We start from the raw sequence: 14213 nt of genomic DNA on the forward strand, positions 1-14213 counted from the left end.
GAGCGAGACTGCACGGATGGTAGGTGTGCAGCGAAGACTGTTACGCTCGACTAGCGCTCGATCGCAAAGGACGCGCTCTCGCTGAGTCTCGGTAACGGCGTTCTCACTAAGCTCTTCGTCACAAGCTCCTCATCGCTAAGTGTTCACAGCCTCACCAGCTAGCCTTTTTAACGCCCGGTATCTGACCTTTATAAGCTAATTCACGGAAACAGATTCTGCAAATTCCGTATTTTCTCAAATAAGCATGCGGACGGCCACAGATTCTGCAACGGTTATATTCTCTGGTAGAGAATTTTGCCGGACGCTGCTGCTTAATTTTCATTGATGTCTTAGCCATGAAATTTTCCCTCCTAATTATTTGGTAAACGGCATATTGAACTGTGTCAATAATTCACGGGCTTCTTCGTCGGTTTTCGCGGTTGTAACGAAAATGACATCCATGCCTCGTACTTTGTCAACCTTATCATATTCGATTTCCGGGAAAATCAACTGTTCTTTAATACCCAGCGCGTAGTTTCCTCTTCCGTCAAATGCGTTCGGGTTCACACCTCTGAAGTCACGCACACGGGGAAGTGCCAGGTTGATGAGGCGGTCTACGAAATCATACATTCTTTCGCCCCGAAGTGTTACTTTACATCCGATCGGCATTCCTTCTCTGATCTTGAAGTTAGCGATGGAATTTTTCGCTCTGGTGATCACAGCCTTCTGGCCGGTGATTGTTTCCATATCCTTGACAGCCGCTTCCAAAAGCTTTGCGTTTTCTTTGGCTTCACCAACACCCATGTTGATAACTACCTTGTCAAGTTTCGGTACTTCCATTACGTTTTTATATCCAAACTTTTTTGTCATCGCTTCCACGATTTCACTTTTGTAAATCTCTTTTAATCTACTCAACTTTCCGGACCTCCTTCCTTAGAATTAATCAATTACATCGCCGGTAGCTTTTGCTACACGAACTTTTTTGTCTCCATCCATTTTGTAACCGATTCTGGTTACTTTACCTTTGTGCAGGTACATAACGTTGGAAACATCGATCGGTCCTTCTTTATGCATAATACCGCCGTTCTGGTTTGCTGCGGAGGGCTTCGCATGTTTGGTTACCATGTTCACGCCTTCTACCAGGACTCTGCCGTTTTTCTGATCTACGGAAAGGACTTTTCCTTCTTTGTCTTTATCTTTACCGGCAATCACTTTTACCGTGTCGCCTTTTTTAATTTTGATCGCTGACATCTTCTTAGAACACCTCCTTATAATACTTCCGGAGCCAAGGATACGATCTTCATAAACTGTTTCTCACGAAGCTCTCTGGCTACCGGCCCAAAAATACGTGTTCCCCTGGGAGTCTTGTCATCTTTGATGATGACTGCTGCATTTTCATCAAATTTTATATAAGAGCCGTCTTTACGACGAGCGCCTTTTACGGTACGTACCACAACAGCTTTTACAACATCGCCTTTTTTAACAACACCGCCTGGCGTTGCATCTTTGACCGTAGCTGTAATGATGTCACCGATATTGGCATATCTTCTGGTGGAACCACCCATAACTCTGATACAAAGTAATTCTTTGGCACCGGTATTGTCGGCAACTTTAAGCCTTGTTTCTTGTTGTATCATGCCTTTAACCTCCTTAAAATTTAACCCGAAGAAATTATTTCACTTTTTCTACGACTTCCACAAGTCTCCATCTCTTATCTTTGGAAATGGGTCTTGTTTCCATAACTTTTACGGTATCGCCGATATTGCACACATTGTTCTCATCATGAGCTTTTAATTTATAAGTTCTCTTTACGATCTTTTTGTAAAGAGGATGTCTTACATGGTCTTCTACGGCAACAACGATGGTTTTATCCATTTTATTGCTGACAACTTTGCCCGTACGGGTTTTTCTCAGATTTCTTTCCATCTGTGTAGCTCCTCTCTATTACTCAGCAGCTTTCGCAGCTTCAGTCAGAACGGTCTGGATTCTGGCAATGTTTTTGCGAACTTCTTTGATTCTGCTTGTGTTATCCAACTGATTTGTTGCATTCTGGAACCTTAAGTTAAAAAGCTCTTTTTTCGCAGCTACTAACTCTTCCTTTAATTCCATAACAGATTTCGATTTTAATTCTTCTACAAATTTATTCGTTTTCACTGTTTATCACCGCCTTCTAAGTCTGCGCGAGAAACGACTTTACATTTCACAGGCAACTTATGGGTTGCAAGACGCAGTGCCTCTTTCGCCGTTTCCTCCGGTACACCTGAGATCTCGAACATTACACGGCCGGGTTTTACTACGGCTACCCAGTACTCTAAGGATCCTTTACCGGAACCCATACGTGTTTCAGCCGGTTTCGTGGTTACTGGTTTATCGGGGAATATTTTAATCCAAACCTGACCGCCACGCTTGATATAACGGGTCATAGCAACACGGGCTGCCTCGATCTGGTTCGATTTGATCCATCCGGGTTCCATGGCAATGATACCATACTCACCATTGCTGATTGTATTGCCCCTTAAAGCTTTCCCTTTCATGGAGCCACGGAACTGTTTCCGACGTTTTACTCTTTTCGGCATTAACATTATTTATCGCTCCCTTCCTTGTCAGCTTTCGTTGGAAGTATTTCGCCTTTGTAGATCCACACCTTAACTCCGACTTTGCCGTAGGTGGTATCTGCCTCAGCGAATCCATAATCAATATCAGCACGAAGTGTCTGCAGCGGAATCGTACCTTCGCTGTAGAACTCGGTACGGGCCATATCTGCACCACCCAAACGGCCGGATACGGAAGTTTTGATTCCAAGAGCGCCGGATTTTAAGCTTCTGCCCATGGAAGACTTCATCGCACGGCGGAAGGAAATACGGTTCACTAACTGCTGCGCAATATTCTCAGCCACTAACTGTGCATCTTTATCAGGTCTTTTCACTTCTTTGATATCTACCACTAATTTCTTGTCGGTAAATTTCTGAAGCTCTGCTTTTACTTTCTCGATTTCAGATCCGCCTTTACCGATTACTACGCCAGGTTTTGCGGTGTAGATCACGATTTTTACACGATCTGCAGTACGTTCGATTTCGATTTTGGAAATCCCGGCACTGAATAATTTATTTTTCAGGAATTTTCTGATTTTGTAATCTTCTACCAGATAATCAGCAAATTCATCTTCTGCATACCACTTAGAGTCCCAATCTTTGATGATACCGACTCTTAAGCCATGCGGATTAACTTTTTGTCCCATGATTGCCCTCCTTATCTTTCATCCAACACAATGGTAATATGACTGATTCTTTTCTCGATCCGGTAAGCTCTTCCCTGAGCTCTCGGTCTGATTCTCTTCATTGTAGGCCCTTTGTTTGCATAGCACTCTGCAATGTAAAGATTCTCCGGATTCATCCCATTATTGTTTTCTGCGTTTGCAATAGCGGATTTCAATAATTTTTCGATCACGCCGGAAGCATATCTGGGGTTATAAGCTAAAATACCAAGAGCCGCAGTCACGTCTTTCCCTCTGATGGCATCTAATACGAAGCATGCCTTCTGGACAGACATTCTGGCATAAGATAACTTTGCGGAAGGTCTGGTATCTTTGTTGGCATTTCTCTCTCTTTTTATCTGGCTTCTATGTCCTTTTGCCATGGTTTAGAATACCTCCTATCTTACTTTCGATTTCTTCTCATCTTTGCCATGTCCACGATAGGTTCTGGTGGCTACAAACTCACCCAGCTTGTGGCCAACCATGTCTTCCGTTACATATACCGGAACATGTTTTCTTCCATCATGAACTGCAATTGTATGTCCGACCATCTGCGGGAAAATCGTAGAACGGCGGGACCAGGTCTTGATGACCGATTTATCACCGGATGCGTTCATGGAGTCGATCTTTTTTAATAAACTCTCATCTGCGAACGGTCCTTTTTTTAATGAACGAGCCATAGGTTCTAACCTCCTTATTTCATAGCCTTTCCGTCTCTTCTTCTTACAATCAGCTTATTGGACTGTTTGTTCTTCTTTCTGGTCTTCAGACCCAGAGCAGGCTTGCCCCAAGGGGTGCAAGGACCGGGACGTCCAATACCAGTTTTACCTTCACCACCACCGTGCGGATGGTCGTTGGGGTTCATGACGGAACCACGTACGGTCGGGCGGATACCCATGTGACGTTTCCGTCCTGCCTTACCTACGTTGATCAGGTTGTGCTCGCCGTTTCCTACCACACCTACGGAAGCACGGCAGATGATGGGAACCATTCTCATTTCACCGGAGGGAAGACGTAAGGTTGCGTATTTTCCTTCTTTTGCCATCAGCTGTGCACTGGTTCCTGCGGAACGGACCATCTGGCCGCCGCGGCCGGGATACAGCTCGATGTTGTGTACCTGGGTACCTACCGGGATATCAGATAACGGCAGGCAGTTTCCGATTCTCACTTCGGCTTCCGGTCCGTTCATGATCTTCATGCCGTCCTTTAAGCCTTCCGGAGCCAGGATATATGCTTTCTCGCCGTCTGCGTAGCAAATCAATGCGATATTGGCGCTTCTGTTCGGATCGTACTCGATACCGATTACTTTTGCCGGGATTCCGTCTTTCTTTCTCTTGAAATCCACGATTCTGTATTTTCTTCTGGAACCGCCTCCGCGGTGTCTAACTGTGATCTTTCCCTGATTATTACGGCCGGAGTTTTTGCTCAGAGATACTACCAGGGATTTTTCCGGGGTAGTCTTTGTGATTTCGGAGAAATCAGAACCGGTCATATGTCTTCTGGAAGGTGTATATGGGTTATAGGTTTTAATACCCATTTTTTTCACTCCTTTCAAGCTTCTGGTTATTATTTGTTACTTTACTGTATGTTACGCTCGACTAGCGCTCGATCGCAAAGAACGCGCTCTCGCTGAGTCTCGGTAACGGCGTTCTCACTAGGCTCTTCGTCGCAAGCTCCTCATCGCCAAGTGTTCACAGCCTCACAGTCCTTCGAAAATTTCGATTTCTGCGCTGTCCTCGGTCAGCTTCACGATGGCCTTCTTGGTCTTTGCAGTTTTTCCGTAAGTCATTCCGCGTCTCTTGGTCTTGCCTTCCAGATTCATGGTATTGACACTGGCTACTTTTGTTCCGGAGAACATTTTTTCAACCGCTTCCTTGATCATCGATTTGTTTGCTTCCGGATGGACTAAGAATGTGTATTTCTTCTCGCTCATCGCGTTCATACTTTTTTCAGTGATAATCGGTTTTAAGATTACATCATAGTATTGAATGCTTGCCATTATGCATACACCTCCTCGATGGTTGCAACAGCTGCCTTCGTTGTGATGACTGTGTTGTATTTTAAGATGTCGTATACATTGATGGTGTTGGTAAGAACCGTCCGGACTTCCGGAATATTTCTTGCGGATAATACCACTTTCTCATCATTGTCATTCAGTACAACCAAAGCTTTGTTCACTTTTAAGTTGTTCAGAACTTCCTGGAACTTCTTCGTTTTGATCTCATCGAATTTCAGATCATCCAAAACGATGAATTTACTTTCATTTACTCTGGAAGTCAAAGCAGAACGAAGAGCCGCTCTCTTTTCCTTTTTATTCATCTTAAAGGAGTAGTCTCTCGGTACCGGTGCGAATACAACTCCGCCGCCCGTCCACTGAGGAGCTCTGATCGAACCCTGTCTTGCGTGACCGGTTCCTTTCTGTCTCCAGGGTTTCTTTCCGCCGCCGGATACTTCAGATCGGGTTTTCGCTTTTTGAGTTCCCTGACGTTTATTTGCAAGCTGGTTTACGACTGCCATGTGTACCAGGTGCTCGTTTACTTCCACACCGAATACGGCATCGTTTAATTCCATCGTACCAACTTCTTTGCCTTCCATATTATAAACAGATACGTTTGCCATCTGTAAGTTCCTCCTTTCTCAAAGCCTCTTATTTCGCCGTCTTCACGGTTTCTTTGATAATAACCAATGCTTTTCTGGGTCCGGGTACTGCGCCCTTAACCAGCAGCAGATTCTTCTCTGCGTCTGCGCGGACAACTTCCAGGTTCTGTACCGTAACTTTCTTCGCTCCCATGTGTCCGGGCATCTTCTTGCCTTTGAATACTTTACTGGGATCAGATGCGGAACCATTGGATCCGGCATGGCGATGATATTTGGAACCGTGGGTCATAGGTCCTCTGTGCTGGCCATGTCTCTTAATCGCGCCCTGGAATCCTTTTCCTTTGGAAATAGCAGTCACATCAACTTTCTCGCCGTTTTCAAAGACATCTGCTTTGATTTCCTGTGCCAGCTGATATTCGCTTGCATTTTCAAATTTGAATTCTTTTACGAATCTCTTGCAGGATACGCCTGCTTTGTCGAACTGGCCCTTCATAGGCTTGTTCACCAAATTCTCACGTTTGTCCATGAAACCGACCTGTACGGCGTCATATCCGTCGTTCTCAGTGGTTTTCACCTGAGTAACCACGCAGGGACCAGCCTGTAATACGGTTACCGGAACTAACGTGCCATCTTCGTTGAAGATCTGGGTCATTCCAACCTTTGTAGCTAAGATCGCTTTTTTCATTCTTTCCTTTACCTCCTAAATCTACAGCGGAACGCGGCCATGCTTATTTAACTGCGTTCATACTAGTTCGGGAAAACAAGTTTCCTTAACGACACGGGATCTCCGCATCGATTGCTGTTTATTTTTGTTTCATTTTGATGTCGATGTACACACCTGCAGGCATTTCCAGTCTGGACAATGCATCTACCGTCTTAGGGGTAGGTGTGATAATGTCGATCAGTCTTTTATGAGTTCTCTGCTCGAACTGCTCTCTGGAGTCTTTGTACTTGTGTACCGCTCTCAGAATGGTTACTACCTCTTTCTTCGTGGGCAGCGGCACCGGTCCGCTCACCTGAGCACCATTCTTCTTCACAGTTTCGATGATTTTTTTCGCAGATGCATCCACCAATTGATGATCATACGCTTTCAATGTGATTCTCATTACTTGACTTGCCATAAAAAAAGTCGCCTCCTTTTCGTACTTTTCATACCAGTACGACAAGCGGTGACTGTACACTCTTCCGTGTGTGTCGCGTTTGCTACATTCTTACACGGTGTGTTCTTCCCGGTCCGTTGACCGTTCAGATACTCGATCCTGCTGATCCGGATCTTATTCGGTACAGTGACTTGTCGCCAGTTTCCTAACTTGACATTCGCTCCACGGAAAACCTGCCACATTCGGGGCAGCAACCTCACGCTTCAACGCTATCAATGTCACAGCACGTTTAAGTATATAGGAAAGAACTCAGGATTGCAAGTATTTTTTTAAATTTTTTTGGTAAATTTTCGGAAACCTAAATTTTCGGAAAGTTTTCGGAATTAGTCGGAATATGAAGTACGGATCATTTACTTTTCTTAAAGCAGGCTATTTCCATGTTTCATTGAGATCTTCTATTTCCCCATTCTCCAATCAGATCTGCCGGAATATTCGTCATAGATGCAATCTCTTCTATAGATATACCAGTTCGGAGCATATTCAGAACCAGCTCTTGTTTTCCCTGTTCGATGCCCTGTTTTAACCCTTGTTCTATTCCTTGTTCTAACCCTTGTTCTATTCCTTGCTCCATCCCCTCCTCATAAGCATCCTTCATTTCCGCCTTCCGATCCATGATTGCCATCTCCCTGCGAAAAGCCCGGTAACGTTCCTCGTCATCCAGTGAGAAATCTTCAAACGCATCTACCGTTTCCTTCATATACTCATCTCCTTTGGCCAGCGCCTTCATCTCCTGAGTACGCCCAGCAGATATAAGCCTGCCCCAGCGATATACAACCGTTCCTTACTCGGTTTCAAATATCCAAGGTACCCTGTGCCCAATGCACAAGCAACATGGGTACCTTTTCGGAATTATCTGAGAAGTGAAGCTATTATTATTCGTTTTATTTGGTATTAGGATTGATCTGCCATTTTGTCCCATTCACGAATCAGGTCTACAGAAAGATTTGCCATAGATGCAATCTTTTCTATAGATATACCTGCTCGGAGCATATTCAGAACCAGCTCTTGTTTTCCTTGTTCTATTCCTTGTTCCATCCCATCCTCATAAGCATCCTTCATTTCCGCCTTACGATCCATGATTGCCATCTCTCTGCGAAAAGCCCGGTAACGTTCCTCGTCATCCAGCGAAAAATCTTCAAACGTATCTACCGTTTCCTTCATATACTCATCTCCTTTGGCCAGCGTCTTCATCTCCTGAATACTCCCGGCGGAAATAAGCCTGGCCCAGCGATATACATCGGTCTCCTTCTCCGTTTCCGAAGCCTGCTTTAATTTACTTAATTCTACCACATGAAACGCCAGCTTGTCACTATAGATACGTCCGGTCTTTATATTCGTAATCTTATGTATAGAGTAGAATTCCTTCTGATCCGGAAACAGGGTAAAGTCCAGTATCCCAATATGGATACAGGCCTTCGCGTTCCGGTAGTCCTCCCCTTTTCGCACACTGCTTACAAATAACTTACTATTATAGAAAAGTGACCGGTCCTCCCAATAATTTACATGATACATCTGCATCTCAATATGGAATAAATGGCGAGACGCCAGATAGATAAGACAGAGAATTCTGCCTGATGAATTTAATATAGCACAGCTTCATAGAAAGCACAAGGCGCCTCCTGATTGGAAAAACACATTACATCCGCTTGCTTTCAAAGGTAACTCAAAATATAATAGGTACATGCGGAGGTGGATAATGATTGAAATTTATTATATTGAGGATGACCGGAATATTGCGGCTGTAGTCCGGGATTATCTGGAACAGAAAGGGTTCGGCGTTTCTGTGTATGCAACGATAGCAAGTGCTAAGGAAGCGTTCCAAAAACGCGTGCCCGGACTTGTCCTGGTGGATTGGAATATGCCGGACGGCCAGGGGGATGCCTTCTGCCGTTTTATCCGTTCTCATTGGAATGATCTGCCCTTAATCTTTCTTACAGTCCGGGATGATTCCCGGGACGTTATATCCGGTTTTCAAAACGGCGCGGATGATTATGTGGTGAAACCTTTCGAACTGGATGTTTTGTATTCCCGTATCTGTGCACTGCTGCGCAGAGCGGGAAATGTATCGGAGCAGTATCTCTCCTGCGATTTAATTTCCCTGGATCAGAGCCGGATGATGGTGTTCTGTGAAGGGGAAGAAATCAGTCTGAGCCAGATGGAATATCAGCTTCTCTTACTTCTGTTAAAGAACAAGGGAAAAACCGTTACAAGGGACCGGCTGCTGCAGTCGGTCTGGGATATGAACGGCAGCTTTGTAAATGATAACACGCTGACTGTCACCATGAAACGTCTGCGTGAAAAGCTGAAATCCCCGTCCTGCCTGAAGACGGTACGCAGCTTTGGATATCGTATGGAGGAGAGCGAATGCATAAAGGAAAAGAACTGAGCTTAAATATCCGGTTCTGTATTTTGTCTGTACTGGCTGTCAGTTTGATTTCGGTAACCATTACGGCTTTGCTGCTGACCAGGTATTACGGGCAGAAACAATATCAGACAATCGGAAATATCTGTAACGGAATCATAGAGGCCCGGCCGGACTCCAGGCTCTTGTTGGCTGAAGTGTTAAAGGAACACAAGGAAGCTCCGGACATGGCGGCTGAGAATAATATTCTTCCGGCCTTCGGATACCAACCGGCTGATTTTTGGGATCCATCCTATATAAGCCTCTTTTCCGGTATCGGTTTTGCCGCCGGAGCTCTGTTGTTTATACTCGCTCTTTGGTACCGGCATAAAAAAGAGCTGTCCCGGATTAAGGCCCTGACCCATTATCTGGGAAAGGTTAATACCGGCGCCCAAGGGCTGCTCTTAGAAACGGCGGACGATGAGTATTCACGGCTGCAGGATGAAATCTATAAAACCGTAACCTCGCTTTATCAGACCCGTGATGAGGCGCTGAAAGCAAAGAACAATTTTGCGGATAACCTTTTTAATATTGCGCATCAATTAAAAACACCCATCACAGCCATTTCCCTTTCCAATCAGATGATGCTGGAGCATCCCTCCGGTATTTATCCGAAACAAATCAAACAGCAGCTGCACCGGCTGACCCGCTTTGAAGAGACGCTTCTGCTGCTGTCCCGCATAGACGCGGGCACGCTGGTCCTGGAACGAAAGGAAGTGGATCTGTTCACCGTTCTTACGCTGGCAGCCGATCATCTCCAGGAGCTTTTCAGGCAGGCAAAGGTTTCCATTGACATTCCGGAAATGGGAGCCGTATCGGTCATGGCGGATTTGGAATGGACCATGGAAGCGGTTATCAACCTGTTCAAAAACTGTATGGAACACACCCCGAAGTTAAAAACCGTACACGGTACTTATGAACAAAATCCTTTGTATGCACAGATTCTGATCTGGGATGAGGGACCGGGATTCGATAAGGAAGATATTCCGCATCTTTTTGAACGGTTTTACCGCGGCAAAAATGCGAAGGAAGGCGGAATCGGCATCGGCCTTCCGCTGGCCAAGGCTATCATAGAAATGCAAAACGGCGTGATCAGCGCCGGAAACACTGCCGAACATCACGCCTGTTTTGAGATTCGCATCTACAGTCACTGAGATGTCACTTTGCTTTGCTATAATGGTGGAACAAACCATAGGAATACAGGAGGTTCACCATGGAGATATTGAAATGTACAGATGTGGAAAAAGTATTTGGAAAAGGGGCCAATCAGGTAGCGGCCTTAAATGGCATCGACCTGTCTGTTGAAAAAGGGGAATTTGTAGCCATTGTCGGCGCATCCGGCTCGGGGAAATCAACCCTTCTTCATATTTTAGGCAGTGTGGATAAGCCCACAAAGGGCAGCGTGCTGGTAGACGGGGTAGATATCGGACAGCTAAACGCCGCTAATGCCGCTGTTTTCAGAAGACGGAAAGTCGGACTGGTCTATCAGTTTTATAATCTGATCCCCACTTTGACTGTGCGGAAAAATATACTTATGCCGATGCTTCTCGATAAGGCAAAGCCGGATAAGGATTACTTTGATCATATTATCCATATTCTGGGGCTGGAAGACAAATTGGAGGCTTTGCCGAACCAGCTCTCCGGCGGACAGCAGCAGCGGGTTGCGATTGCCCGCTCCCTGATCTACCGTCCGGCTATTCTGCTGGCAGATGAACCTACCGGTAACCTGGATCACAAAAACTCAAAGGAGATCGTCGATCTCCTGAAGCTGTCCAACCGGAACCTTAATCAGACGATTCTGCTCATCACCCATGATGAAAAGATCGCTTTGGAAACAGACCGCATTGTAACGATCGAAGACGGCCGGATCCTGAGTGATCAGATACGGGGGTGAGGGATATGTGGAAAGATTATTCCGTCAGTTATATAAAAAACAATCGTGCGTCCAGTATCTCGATCATGGTGGCGGCCTTAATCTCGGCTCTTTGTCTTTCTTTCCTGTGCAGCCTTTTCTTTAATCTCTGGGTGTCGGAAACCAACGGTATCATTCAGGATGAGGGAAATTGGCAGGGACGCATTACCGGAACGCTTTCAGATGCGGATATCACGGTCATACGAAGTTTTAGCAATGTAAAGAGCGTGGAATGGAATGAAGAATTGTCTGATGAAAATGCGGCGGTTGTGGATATTACGTTCCATCATATGAGGACAATCTTTCAGGACATGCCTTTGATTACGGCGGAATTAGGTCTGGAAGAATCCGCGGCGGAATATCATCTGCTGCTTTTGTCCAAATATTTTGTTCATGACCCGCAGGATAAGGAGCCTCCGCTATTGATGGCATTTTATCTGGCTGTTTTTCTTCTGGTATCTTTTTCCCTTATTTTGATCATTCATAACTCCTTTGCCGTATCCATGAACGCCAGAATACACCAGTTTGGTATTTTCTCCAGCATAGGCGCCACACCCGGACAAATCCGGATTTGTCTGATGCAGGAAGCTATGGTCCTCTGCGCGGCGCCCATTTTGCTTGGCACCTTATTCGGTATAGCGCTCAGTTATGTGATTATGCAGGCCGTCAATCAGATCGCAGTGAACATTCCCGGCGGCTTTGCGTCGGATTGGGTGTATCATCCGGCCGTATTTGCGATTACCGTCCTGTCTTCTGCGCTGACGGTTCTTTTCTCAGCATGGATTCCGGCCGGAAAATTGAGCCGGCTGACCCCGCTTGAAGCAATTCGTAACACCGGCACATTGAAACTGAAAAAGAAAAAACGCTCCCGTATTCTGTCATTCCTCTTTGGCATGGAGGGTGAACTGGCGGGGAATGCTCTGAAGGCGCAGAAAAAAGCGCAGCGCACATCTACGATATCCCTCTCCCTCTCATTTTTAAGCTTTACACTGATCCTGTGTTATTTCACCCTGGCCGGCCTCAGTACAAAATATACGTATTTCGACCGGTACCAGGATGTATGGGATGTAATGGTGACCGTTAAGGATACCGGAATCGGGGATTTTGACCAGACTCAGGATTTACAGAGCATGGAAGGGGTACGGGACTGTATCGTGTATCAAAAGGCGGAGGCGGTAACCCTCCTCCCAGATGAATGGCAGAGCGGGGAACTGACCGCATTGGGCGGTTTAGGCGCCCTTTCTGAAACCCCCAAAACACCGGAGGGAGATTACGAGGTTAAGGCTCCTATTATAATACTGGATGATGAAAGCTTTTTAAAATATTGTGAATCGGTCCATATCGCTCCCTCTTTAGATGGTTCTATTCTATTAAACCGGATCTGGGACAGTGTAAACAGCAATTTCCGTTACAAAGAATACATCCCCTTTGTAGTGGAAAACAAAGATACTATATTCCTTAAGAATACCGTGCAGAATGAAACCACAGAACTGCCTGTGCTGGCCTATACCCAGGACGTTCCCGTATTGAGGGAAGAATATGCCAACTACGCGCTGGTACAGTTCATTCCTGTGTCTATGTGGGAAAAAATATCCGGGATGACCGGCAGCGCGGAAGCTGATACTTATATCCGGGTTCTTGGAAATGAGGGGCTCGACCTGGCCGGCGCGGAAGCATTGGAAGACCGCATCACGAAGTCTGTGAGCAGGAATTACAAAATCGAAAGCGAGAACCGCATCGGGGAAAAGATCACCAATGACTACATGATCTCCGGTTATCTTCTGATCTTAGGCGGATTCTGCGTTCTGCTGGCTGTGATCGGCATCGCCAATGTATTCTCAAATACGCTGGGTTTTCTCACCCAGAGGAAACGGGAATTCGCCCAATATATGTCCGTGGGCATGACGCCCGCCGGCATCCGCAAGATGTTCTTTGTTGAGGCACTGGTCATCGCAGGCCGTCCCCTGCTGATCACATTGCCTTTAACCGTAGCTTTTGTGCAATTCGCGGCGGCAGCAAGCCATCTAAACCCGTCCGAGTTCTGGGCCGAAGCACCTATAATTCCCATTTTGATCTTTTGCCTGGCGATCTTTGTCTTCGTGGCGCTTGCTTACTATATCGGCGGGAAACGTCTGCTGCGCTGTAACCTAAGTGAAGCATTGCGCAATGACACGATCACCTGAGGTTATTTCCTGTCACAGGCAAGGGCGTTTGATCTGCCGACAAAATATCTGCAGATCAAACGCCCTATTCTATCCACAGGCATCCATATCAGGATGGCGCTGTTTCCTCTTCCCGGTCACCTATTCCTTGTTACCTATATCTTCTTCATTTCCGGCTGTCTCCTCTTCGCTGTTAAAGGCTTCCGTGAATCCGTCCAGAATCTCTTTAAAGGTATGAAGGTGCTCCTCCGGTATCCGGTCCGCCAGTTCAAACATTCTTTGGAACCACAGCCGATAGATATACTCGGAATATTCCTGATAGGCCTGTTTTCCTTTTGCGGTTACAGTCACAAAAACGTCCTTTTTATTATCCGGATTATAGCTTTTCTGCAAGTACCCTTTTTCTACCAGTTTCTTTACATTATTGGAAAAGGTGCCCCTTGTTATTCCCATTCTCGACGCGATTTCCGACATCTTCTGACTGCCGTCGGCCTCCAGAATATACTCCAGCGTTTGGATCTGCGCCGAGGATGTCTCCACATTCGTATGATCCAAATGAGACACCATTGTGTACCGCCTTGCATATACGTTAAAGAGCCTTATAAACTTTTCTACCAGCTCTCTATGTCTTCCCATCCAGTCCGTTTCCATCTTATCCTCCGTTTTGAAAGCCAACTCTGCCAGCCTTCATCCATTTCAAAAATTATAAGCGATAAGACTCAAAAAATCAAGGAAACCGGCCGAGGGC

At 45.9% G+C, this 14213-nt stretch carries 22 protein-coding genes; 4 read left to right on the plus strand and 18 right to left on the minus strand.

The genetic code is table 11. The features are described 5' to 3' along the window. Positions 1 to 151 precede the first annotated feature (151 nt). The 17 genes from KTH89_RS01020 to KTH89_RS01100 all read right to left on the minus strand — a co-directional run bounded on the left by KTH89_RS01020 (position 152) and on the right by KTH89_RS01100 (position 8577). Complete coding sequence (locus KTH89_RS01020) at positions 152 to 337, minus strand: type Z 30S ribosomal protein S14 (protein ID WP_002566501.1); 186 nt, start codon at positions 335 to 337, stop codon at positions 152 to 154. 17 nt (positions 338 to 354) lie between these two features. Then, positions 355 to 894, minus strand: coding sequence for a 50S ribosomal protein L5 (rplE, locus tag KTH89_RS01025; protein WP_158343513.1), 540 nt, complete (start codon positions 892 to 894; stop codon positions 355 to 357). A 24-nt stretch (positions 895 to 918) separates the two neighbouring features. Continuing rightward, positions 919 to 1230 carry a 50S ribosomal protein L24 gene (rplX, locus tag KTH89_RS01030; RefSeq protein WP_158343515.1) on the minus strand — a complete coding sequence of 104 codons (312 nt, stop codon included), beginning with the start codon at positions 1228 to 1230 and terminating at the stop codon, positions 919 to 921. Between the two features lie 17 nt (positions 1231 to 1247). Next, on the minus strand, positions 1248 to 1616 hold the full coding sequence (rplN, locus tag KTH89_RS01035; protein ID WP_158343517.1) for a 50S ribosomal protein L14: 369 nt from the start codon (positions 1614 to 1616) through the stop codon (positions 1248 to 1250). Between the two features lie 34 nt (positions 1617 to 1650). Continuing rightward, positions 1651 to 1905: a 30S ribosomal protein S17 gene (gene rpsQ / locus KTH89_RS01040; protein WP_158343520.1), complete on the minus strand. Its 255-nt coding sequence runs from the start codon at positions 1903 to 1905 to the stop codon at positions 1651 to 1653. A gap of 18 nt (positions 1906 to 1923) precedes the next feature. Continuing rightward, positions 1924 to 2133 carry a 50S ribosomal protein L29 gene (gene rpmC / locus KTH89_RS01045; RefSeq protein WP_158343522.1) on the minus strand — a complete coding sequence of 70 codons (210 nt, stop codon included), beginning with the start codon at positions 2131 to 2133 and terminating at the stop codon, positions 1924 to 1926. Continuing rightward, the gene (gene rplP / locus KTH89_RS01050; protein ID WP_158343524.1) at positions 2130 to 2561 is read right to left on the minus strand and encodes a 50S ribosomal protein L16; all 432 of its coding nucleotides are present in this window, start codon (positions 2559 to 2561) and stop codon (positions 2130 to 2132) included. Before rplP ends, rpmC begins: the two co-directional genes overlap by 4 nt. Then, entirely contained in the window at positions 2561 to 3217 is a 657-nt protein-coding gene (gene rpsC / locus KTH89_RS01055; RefSeq protein ID WP_158343527.1) for a 30S ribosomal protein S3, read from the minus strand. The genes rplP and rpsC overlap by 1 nt, the downstream gene beginning before the upstream one ends. An 11-nt stretch (positions 3218 to 3228) precedes the next feature. Continuing rightward, entirely contained in the window at positions 3229 to 3615 is a 387-nt protein-coding gene (rplV, locus tag KTH89_RS01060) for a 50S ribosomal protein L22 (protein WP_158343529.1), read from the minus strand. A 15-nt stretch (positions 3616 to 3630) separates the two neighbouring features. Continuing rightward, positions 3631 to 3912, minus strand: a complete 282-nt coding sequence (gene rpsS / locus KTH89_RS01065) for a 30S ribosomal protein S19 (protein ID WP_158343531.1) — start codon at positions 3910 to 3912, stop codon at positions 3631 to 3633. A gap of 14 nt (positions 3913 to 3926) precedes the next feature. Further along, the gene (rplB, locus tag KTH89_RS01070; protein WP_158343534.1) at positions 3927 to 4769 is read right to left on the minus strand and encodes a 50S ribosomal protein L2; all 843 of its coding nucleotides are present in this window, start codon (positions 4767 to 4769) and stop codon (positions 3927 to 3929) included. A gap of 162 nt (positions 4770 to 4931) precedes the next feature. Further along, positions 4932 to 5231: a 50S ribosomal protein L23 gene (rplW, locus tag KTH89_RS01075; protein WP_158343536.1), complete on the minus strand. Its 300-nt coding sequence runs from the start codon at positions 5229 to 5231 to the stop codon at positions 4932 to 4934. Continuing rightward, positions 5231 to 5851, minus strand: coding sequence for a 50S ribosomal protein L4 (gene rplD / locus KTH89_RS01080; protein WP_158343538.1), 621 nt, complete (start codon positions 5849 to 5851; stop codon positions 5231 to 5233). Before rplD ends, rplW begins: the two co-directional genes overlap by 1 nt. A gap of 28 nt (positions 5852 to 5879) precedes the next feature. Further along, complete coding sequence (gene rplC / locus KTH89_RS01085; RefSeq protein ID WP_158343540.1) at positions 5880 to 6515, minus strand: 50S ribosomal protein L3; 636 nt, start codon at positions 6513 to 6515, stop codon at positions 5880 to 5882. A gap of 118 nt (positions 6516 to 6633) precedes the next feature. Beyond that, positions 6634 to 6951: a 30S ribosomal protein S10 gene (gene rpsJ, locus KTH89_RS01090; protein WP_158343542.1), complete on the minus strand. Its 318-nt coding sequence runs from the start codon at positions 6949 to 6951 to the stop codon at positions 6634 to 6636. 421 nt (positions 6952 to 7372) lie between these two features. Then, positions 7373 to 7687: an RpnC/YadD family protein gene (locus KTH89_RS01095; RefSeq protein WP_238720294.1), complete on the minus strand. Its 315-nt coding sequence runs from the start codon at positions 7685 to 7687 to the stop codon at positions 7373 to 7375. Positions 7688 to 7881: 194 nt separating this feature from the next. After that, positions 7882 to 8577, minus strand: a complete 696-nt coding sequence (locus KTH89_RS01100) for an Rpn family recombination-promoting nuclease/putative transposase (protein ID WP_330656643.1) — start codon at positions 8575 to 8577, stop codon at positions 7882 to 7884. A 109-nt stretch (positions 8578 to 8686) separates the two neighbouring features. Between KTH89_RS01100 and KTH89_RS01105 the strand changes: the two genes are divergently transcribed. From KTH89_RS01105 to KTH89_RS01120, 4 genes are read left to right on the plus strand one after another with little or no spacing between them, the layout of a single operon-like run. Continuing rightward, a complete protein-coding gene (locus KTH89_RS01105) occupies positions 8687 to 9376 on the plus strand; it encodes a response regulator transcription factor (protein WP_158347301.1) in 690 nt (229 codons plus the stop codon). After that, entirely contained in the window at positions 9355 to 10545 is a 1191-nt protein-coding gene (locus KTH89_RS01110) for a sensor histidine kinase (protein ID WP_238720296.1), read from the plus strand. Before KTH89_RS01105 ends, KTH89_RS01110 begins: the two co-directional genes overlap by 22 nt. Before the next feature lie 59 nt (positions 10546 to 10604). Then, positions 10605 to 11285: an ABC transporter ATP-binding protein gene (locus tag KTH89_RS01115; protein ID WP_238720297.1), complete on the plus strand. Its 681-nt coding sequence runs from the start codon at positions 10605 to 10607 to the stop codon at positions 11283 to 11285. Positions 11286 to 11290: 5 nt separating this feature from the next. Beyond that, on the plus strand, positions 11291 to 13486 hold the full coding sequence (locus tag KTH89_RS01120; RefSeq protein WP_238720298.1) for an ABC transporter permease: 2196 nt from the start codon (positions 11291 to 11293) through the stop codon (positions 13484 to 13486). A 120-nt stretch (positions 13487 to 13606) separates the two neighbouring features. Here KTH89_RS01120 and KTH89_RS01125 read toward each other — a convergent pair whose 3' ends face one another. Next, entirely contained in the window at positions 13607 to 14116 is a 510-nt protein-coding gene (locus KTH89_RS01125) for a MarR family winged helix-turn-helix transcriptional regulator (protein WP_238720299.1), read from the minus strand. Positions 14117 to 14213 lie beyond the last annotated feature (97 nt).

The sequence above is a fragment of the Diplocloster agilis genome (genome assembly GCF_019042275.1).
Taxonomy (GTDB): Bacteria; Bacillota; Clostridia; order Lachnospirales; family Lachnospiraceae; genus Diplocloster; species Diplocloster agilis.

Excerpts from the sequence above, each read along its gene's own strand:
- KTH89_RS01020 (WP_002566501.1), bottom strand. The coding sequence starts at position 337 with ATGGCTAAGACATCAATGAAAATTAAGCAGCAGCGTCCGGCAAAATTC.
- rplD (WP_158343538.1), bottom strand. The coding sequence starts at position 5,851 with ATGGCAAACGTATCTGTTTATAATATGGAAGGCAAAGAAGTTGGTACG.
- KTH89_RS01115 (WP_238720297.1), top strand. The coding sequence starts at position 10,605 with ATGGAGATATTGAAATGTACAGATGTGGAAAAAGTATTTGGAAAAGGG.
- rpsC (WP_158343527.1), bottom strand. The coding sequence starts at position 3,217 with ATGGGACAAAAAGTTAATCCGCATGGCTTAAGAGTCGGTATCATCAAA.
- KTH89_RS01125 (WP_238720299.1), bottom strand. The coding sequence starts at position 14,116 with ATGGAAACGGACTGGATGGGAAGACATAGAGAGCTGGTAGAAAAGTTT.
- KTH89_RS01105 (WP_158347301.1), top strand. The coding sequence starts at position 8,687 with ATGATTGAAATTTATTATATTGAGGATGACCGGAATATTGCGGCTGTA.
- rplV (WP_158343529.1), bottom strand. The coding sequence starts at position 3,615 with ATGGCAAAAGGACATAGAAGCCAGATAAAAAGAGAGAGAAATGCCAAC.
- rplX (WP_158343515.1), bottom strand. The coding sequence starts at position 1,230 with ATGTCAGCGATCAAAATTAAAAAAGGCGACACGGTAAAAGTGATTGCC.
- rpsQ (WP_158343520.1), bottom strand. The coding sequence starts at position 1,905 with ATGGAAAGAAATCTGAGAAAAACCCGTACGGGCAAAGTTGTCAGCAAT.
- rplW (WP_158343536.1), bottom strand. The coding sequence starts at position 5,231 with ATGGCAAGCATTCAATACTATGATGTAATCTTAAAACCGATTATCACT.
- rpsJ (WP_158343542.1), bottom strand. The coding sequence starts at position 6,951 with ATGGCAAGTCAAGTAATGAGAATCACATTGAAAGCGTATGATCATCAA.
- rplN (WP_158343517.1), bottom strand. The coding sequence starts at position 1,616 with ATGATACAACAAGAAACAAGGCTTAAAGTTGCCGACAATACCGGTGCC.
- rplC (WP_158343540.1), bottom strand. The coding sequence starts at position 6,515 with ATGAAAAAAGCGATCTTAGCTACAAAGGTTGGAATGACCCAGATCTTC.
- rplP (WP_158343524.1), bottom strand. The coding sequence starts at position 2,561 with ATGTTAATGCCGAAAAGAGTAAAACGTCGGAAACAGTTCCGTGGCTCC.
- rplB (WP_158343534.1), bottom strand. The coding sequence starts at position 4,769 with ATGGGTATTAAAACCTATAACCCATATACACCTTCCAGAAGACATATG.
- rpsS (WP_158343531.1), bottom strand. The coding sequence starts at position 3,912 with ATGGCTCGTTCATTAAAAAAAGGACCGTTCGCAGATGAGAGTTTATTA.
- KTH89_RS01110 (WP_238720296.1), top strand. The coding sequence starts at position 9,355 with ATGCATAAAGGAAAAGAACTGAGCTTAAATATCCGGTTCTGTATTTTG.
- KTH89_RS01095 (WP_238720294.1), bottom strand. The coding sequence starts at position 7,687 with ATGAAGGAAACGGTAGATGCGTTTGAAGATTTCTCACTGGATGACGAG.
- KTH89_RS01120 (WP_238720298.1), top strand. The coding sequence starts at position 11,291 with ATGTGGAAAGATTATTCCGTCAGTTATATAAAAAACAATCGTGCGTCC.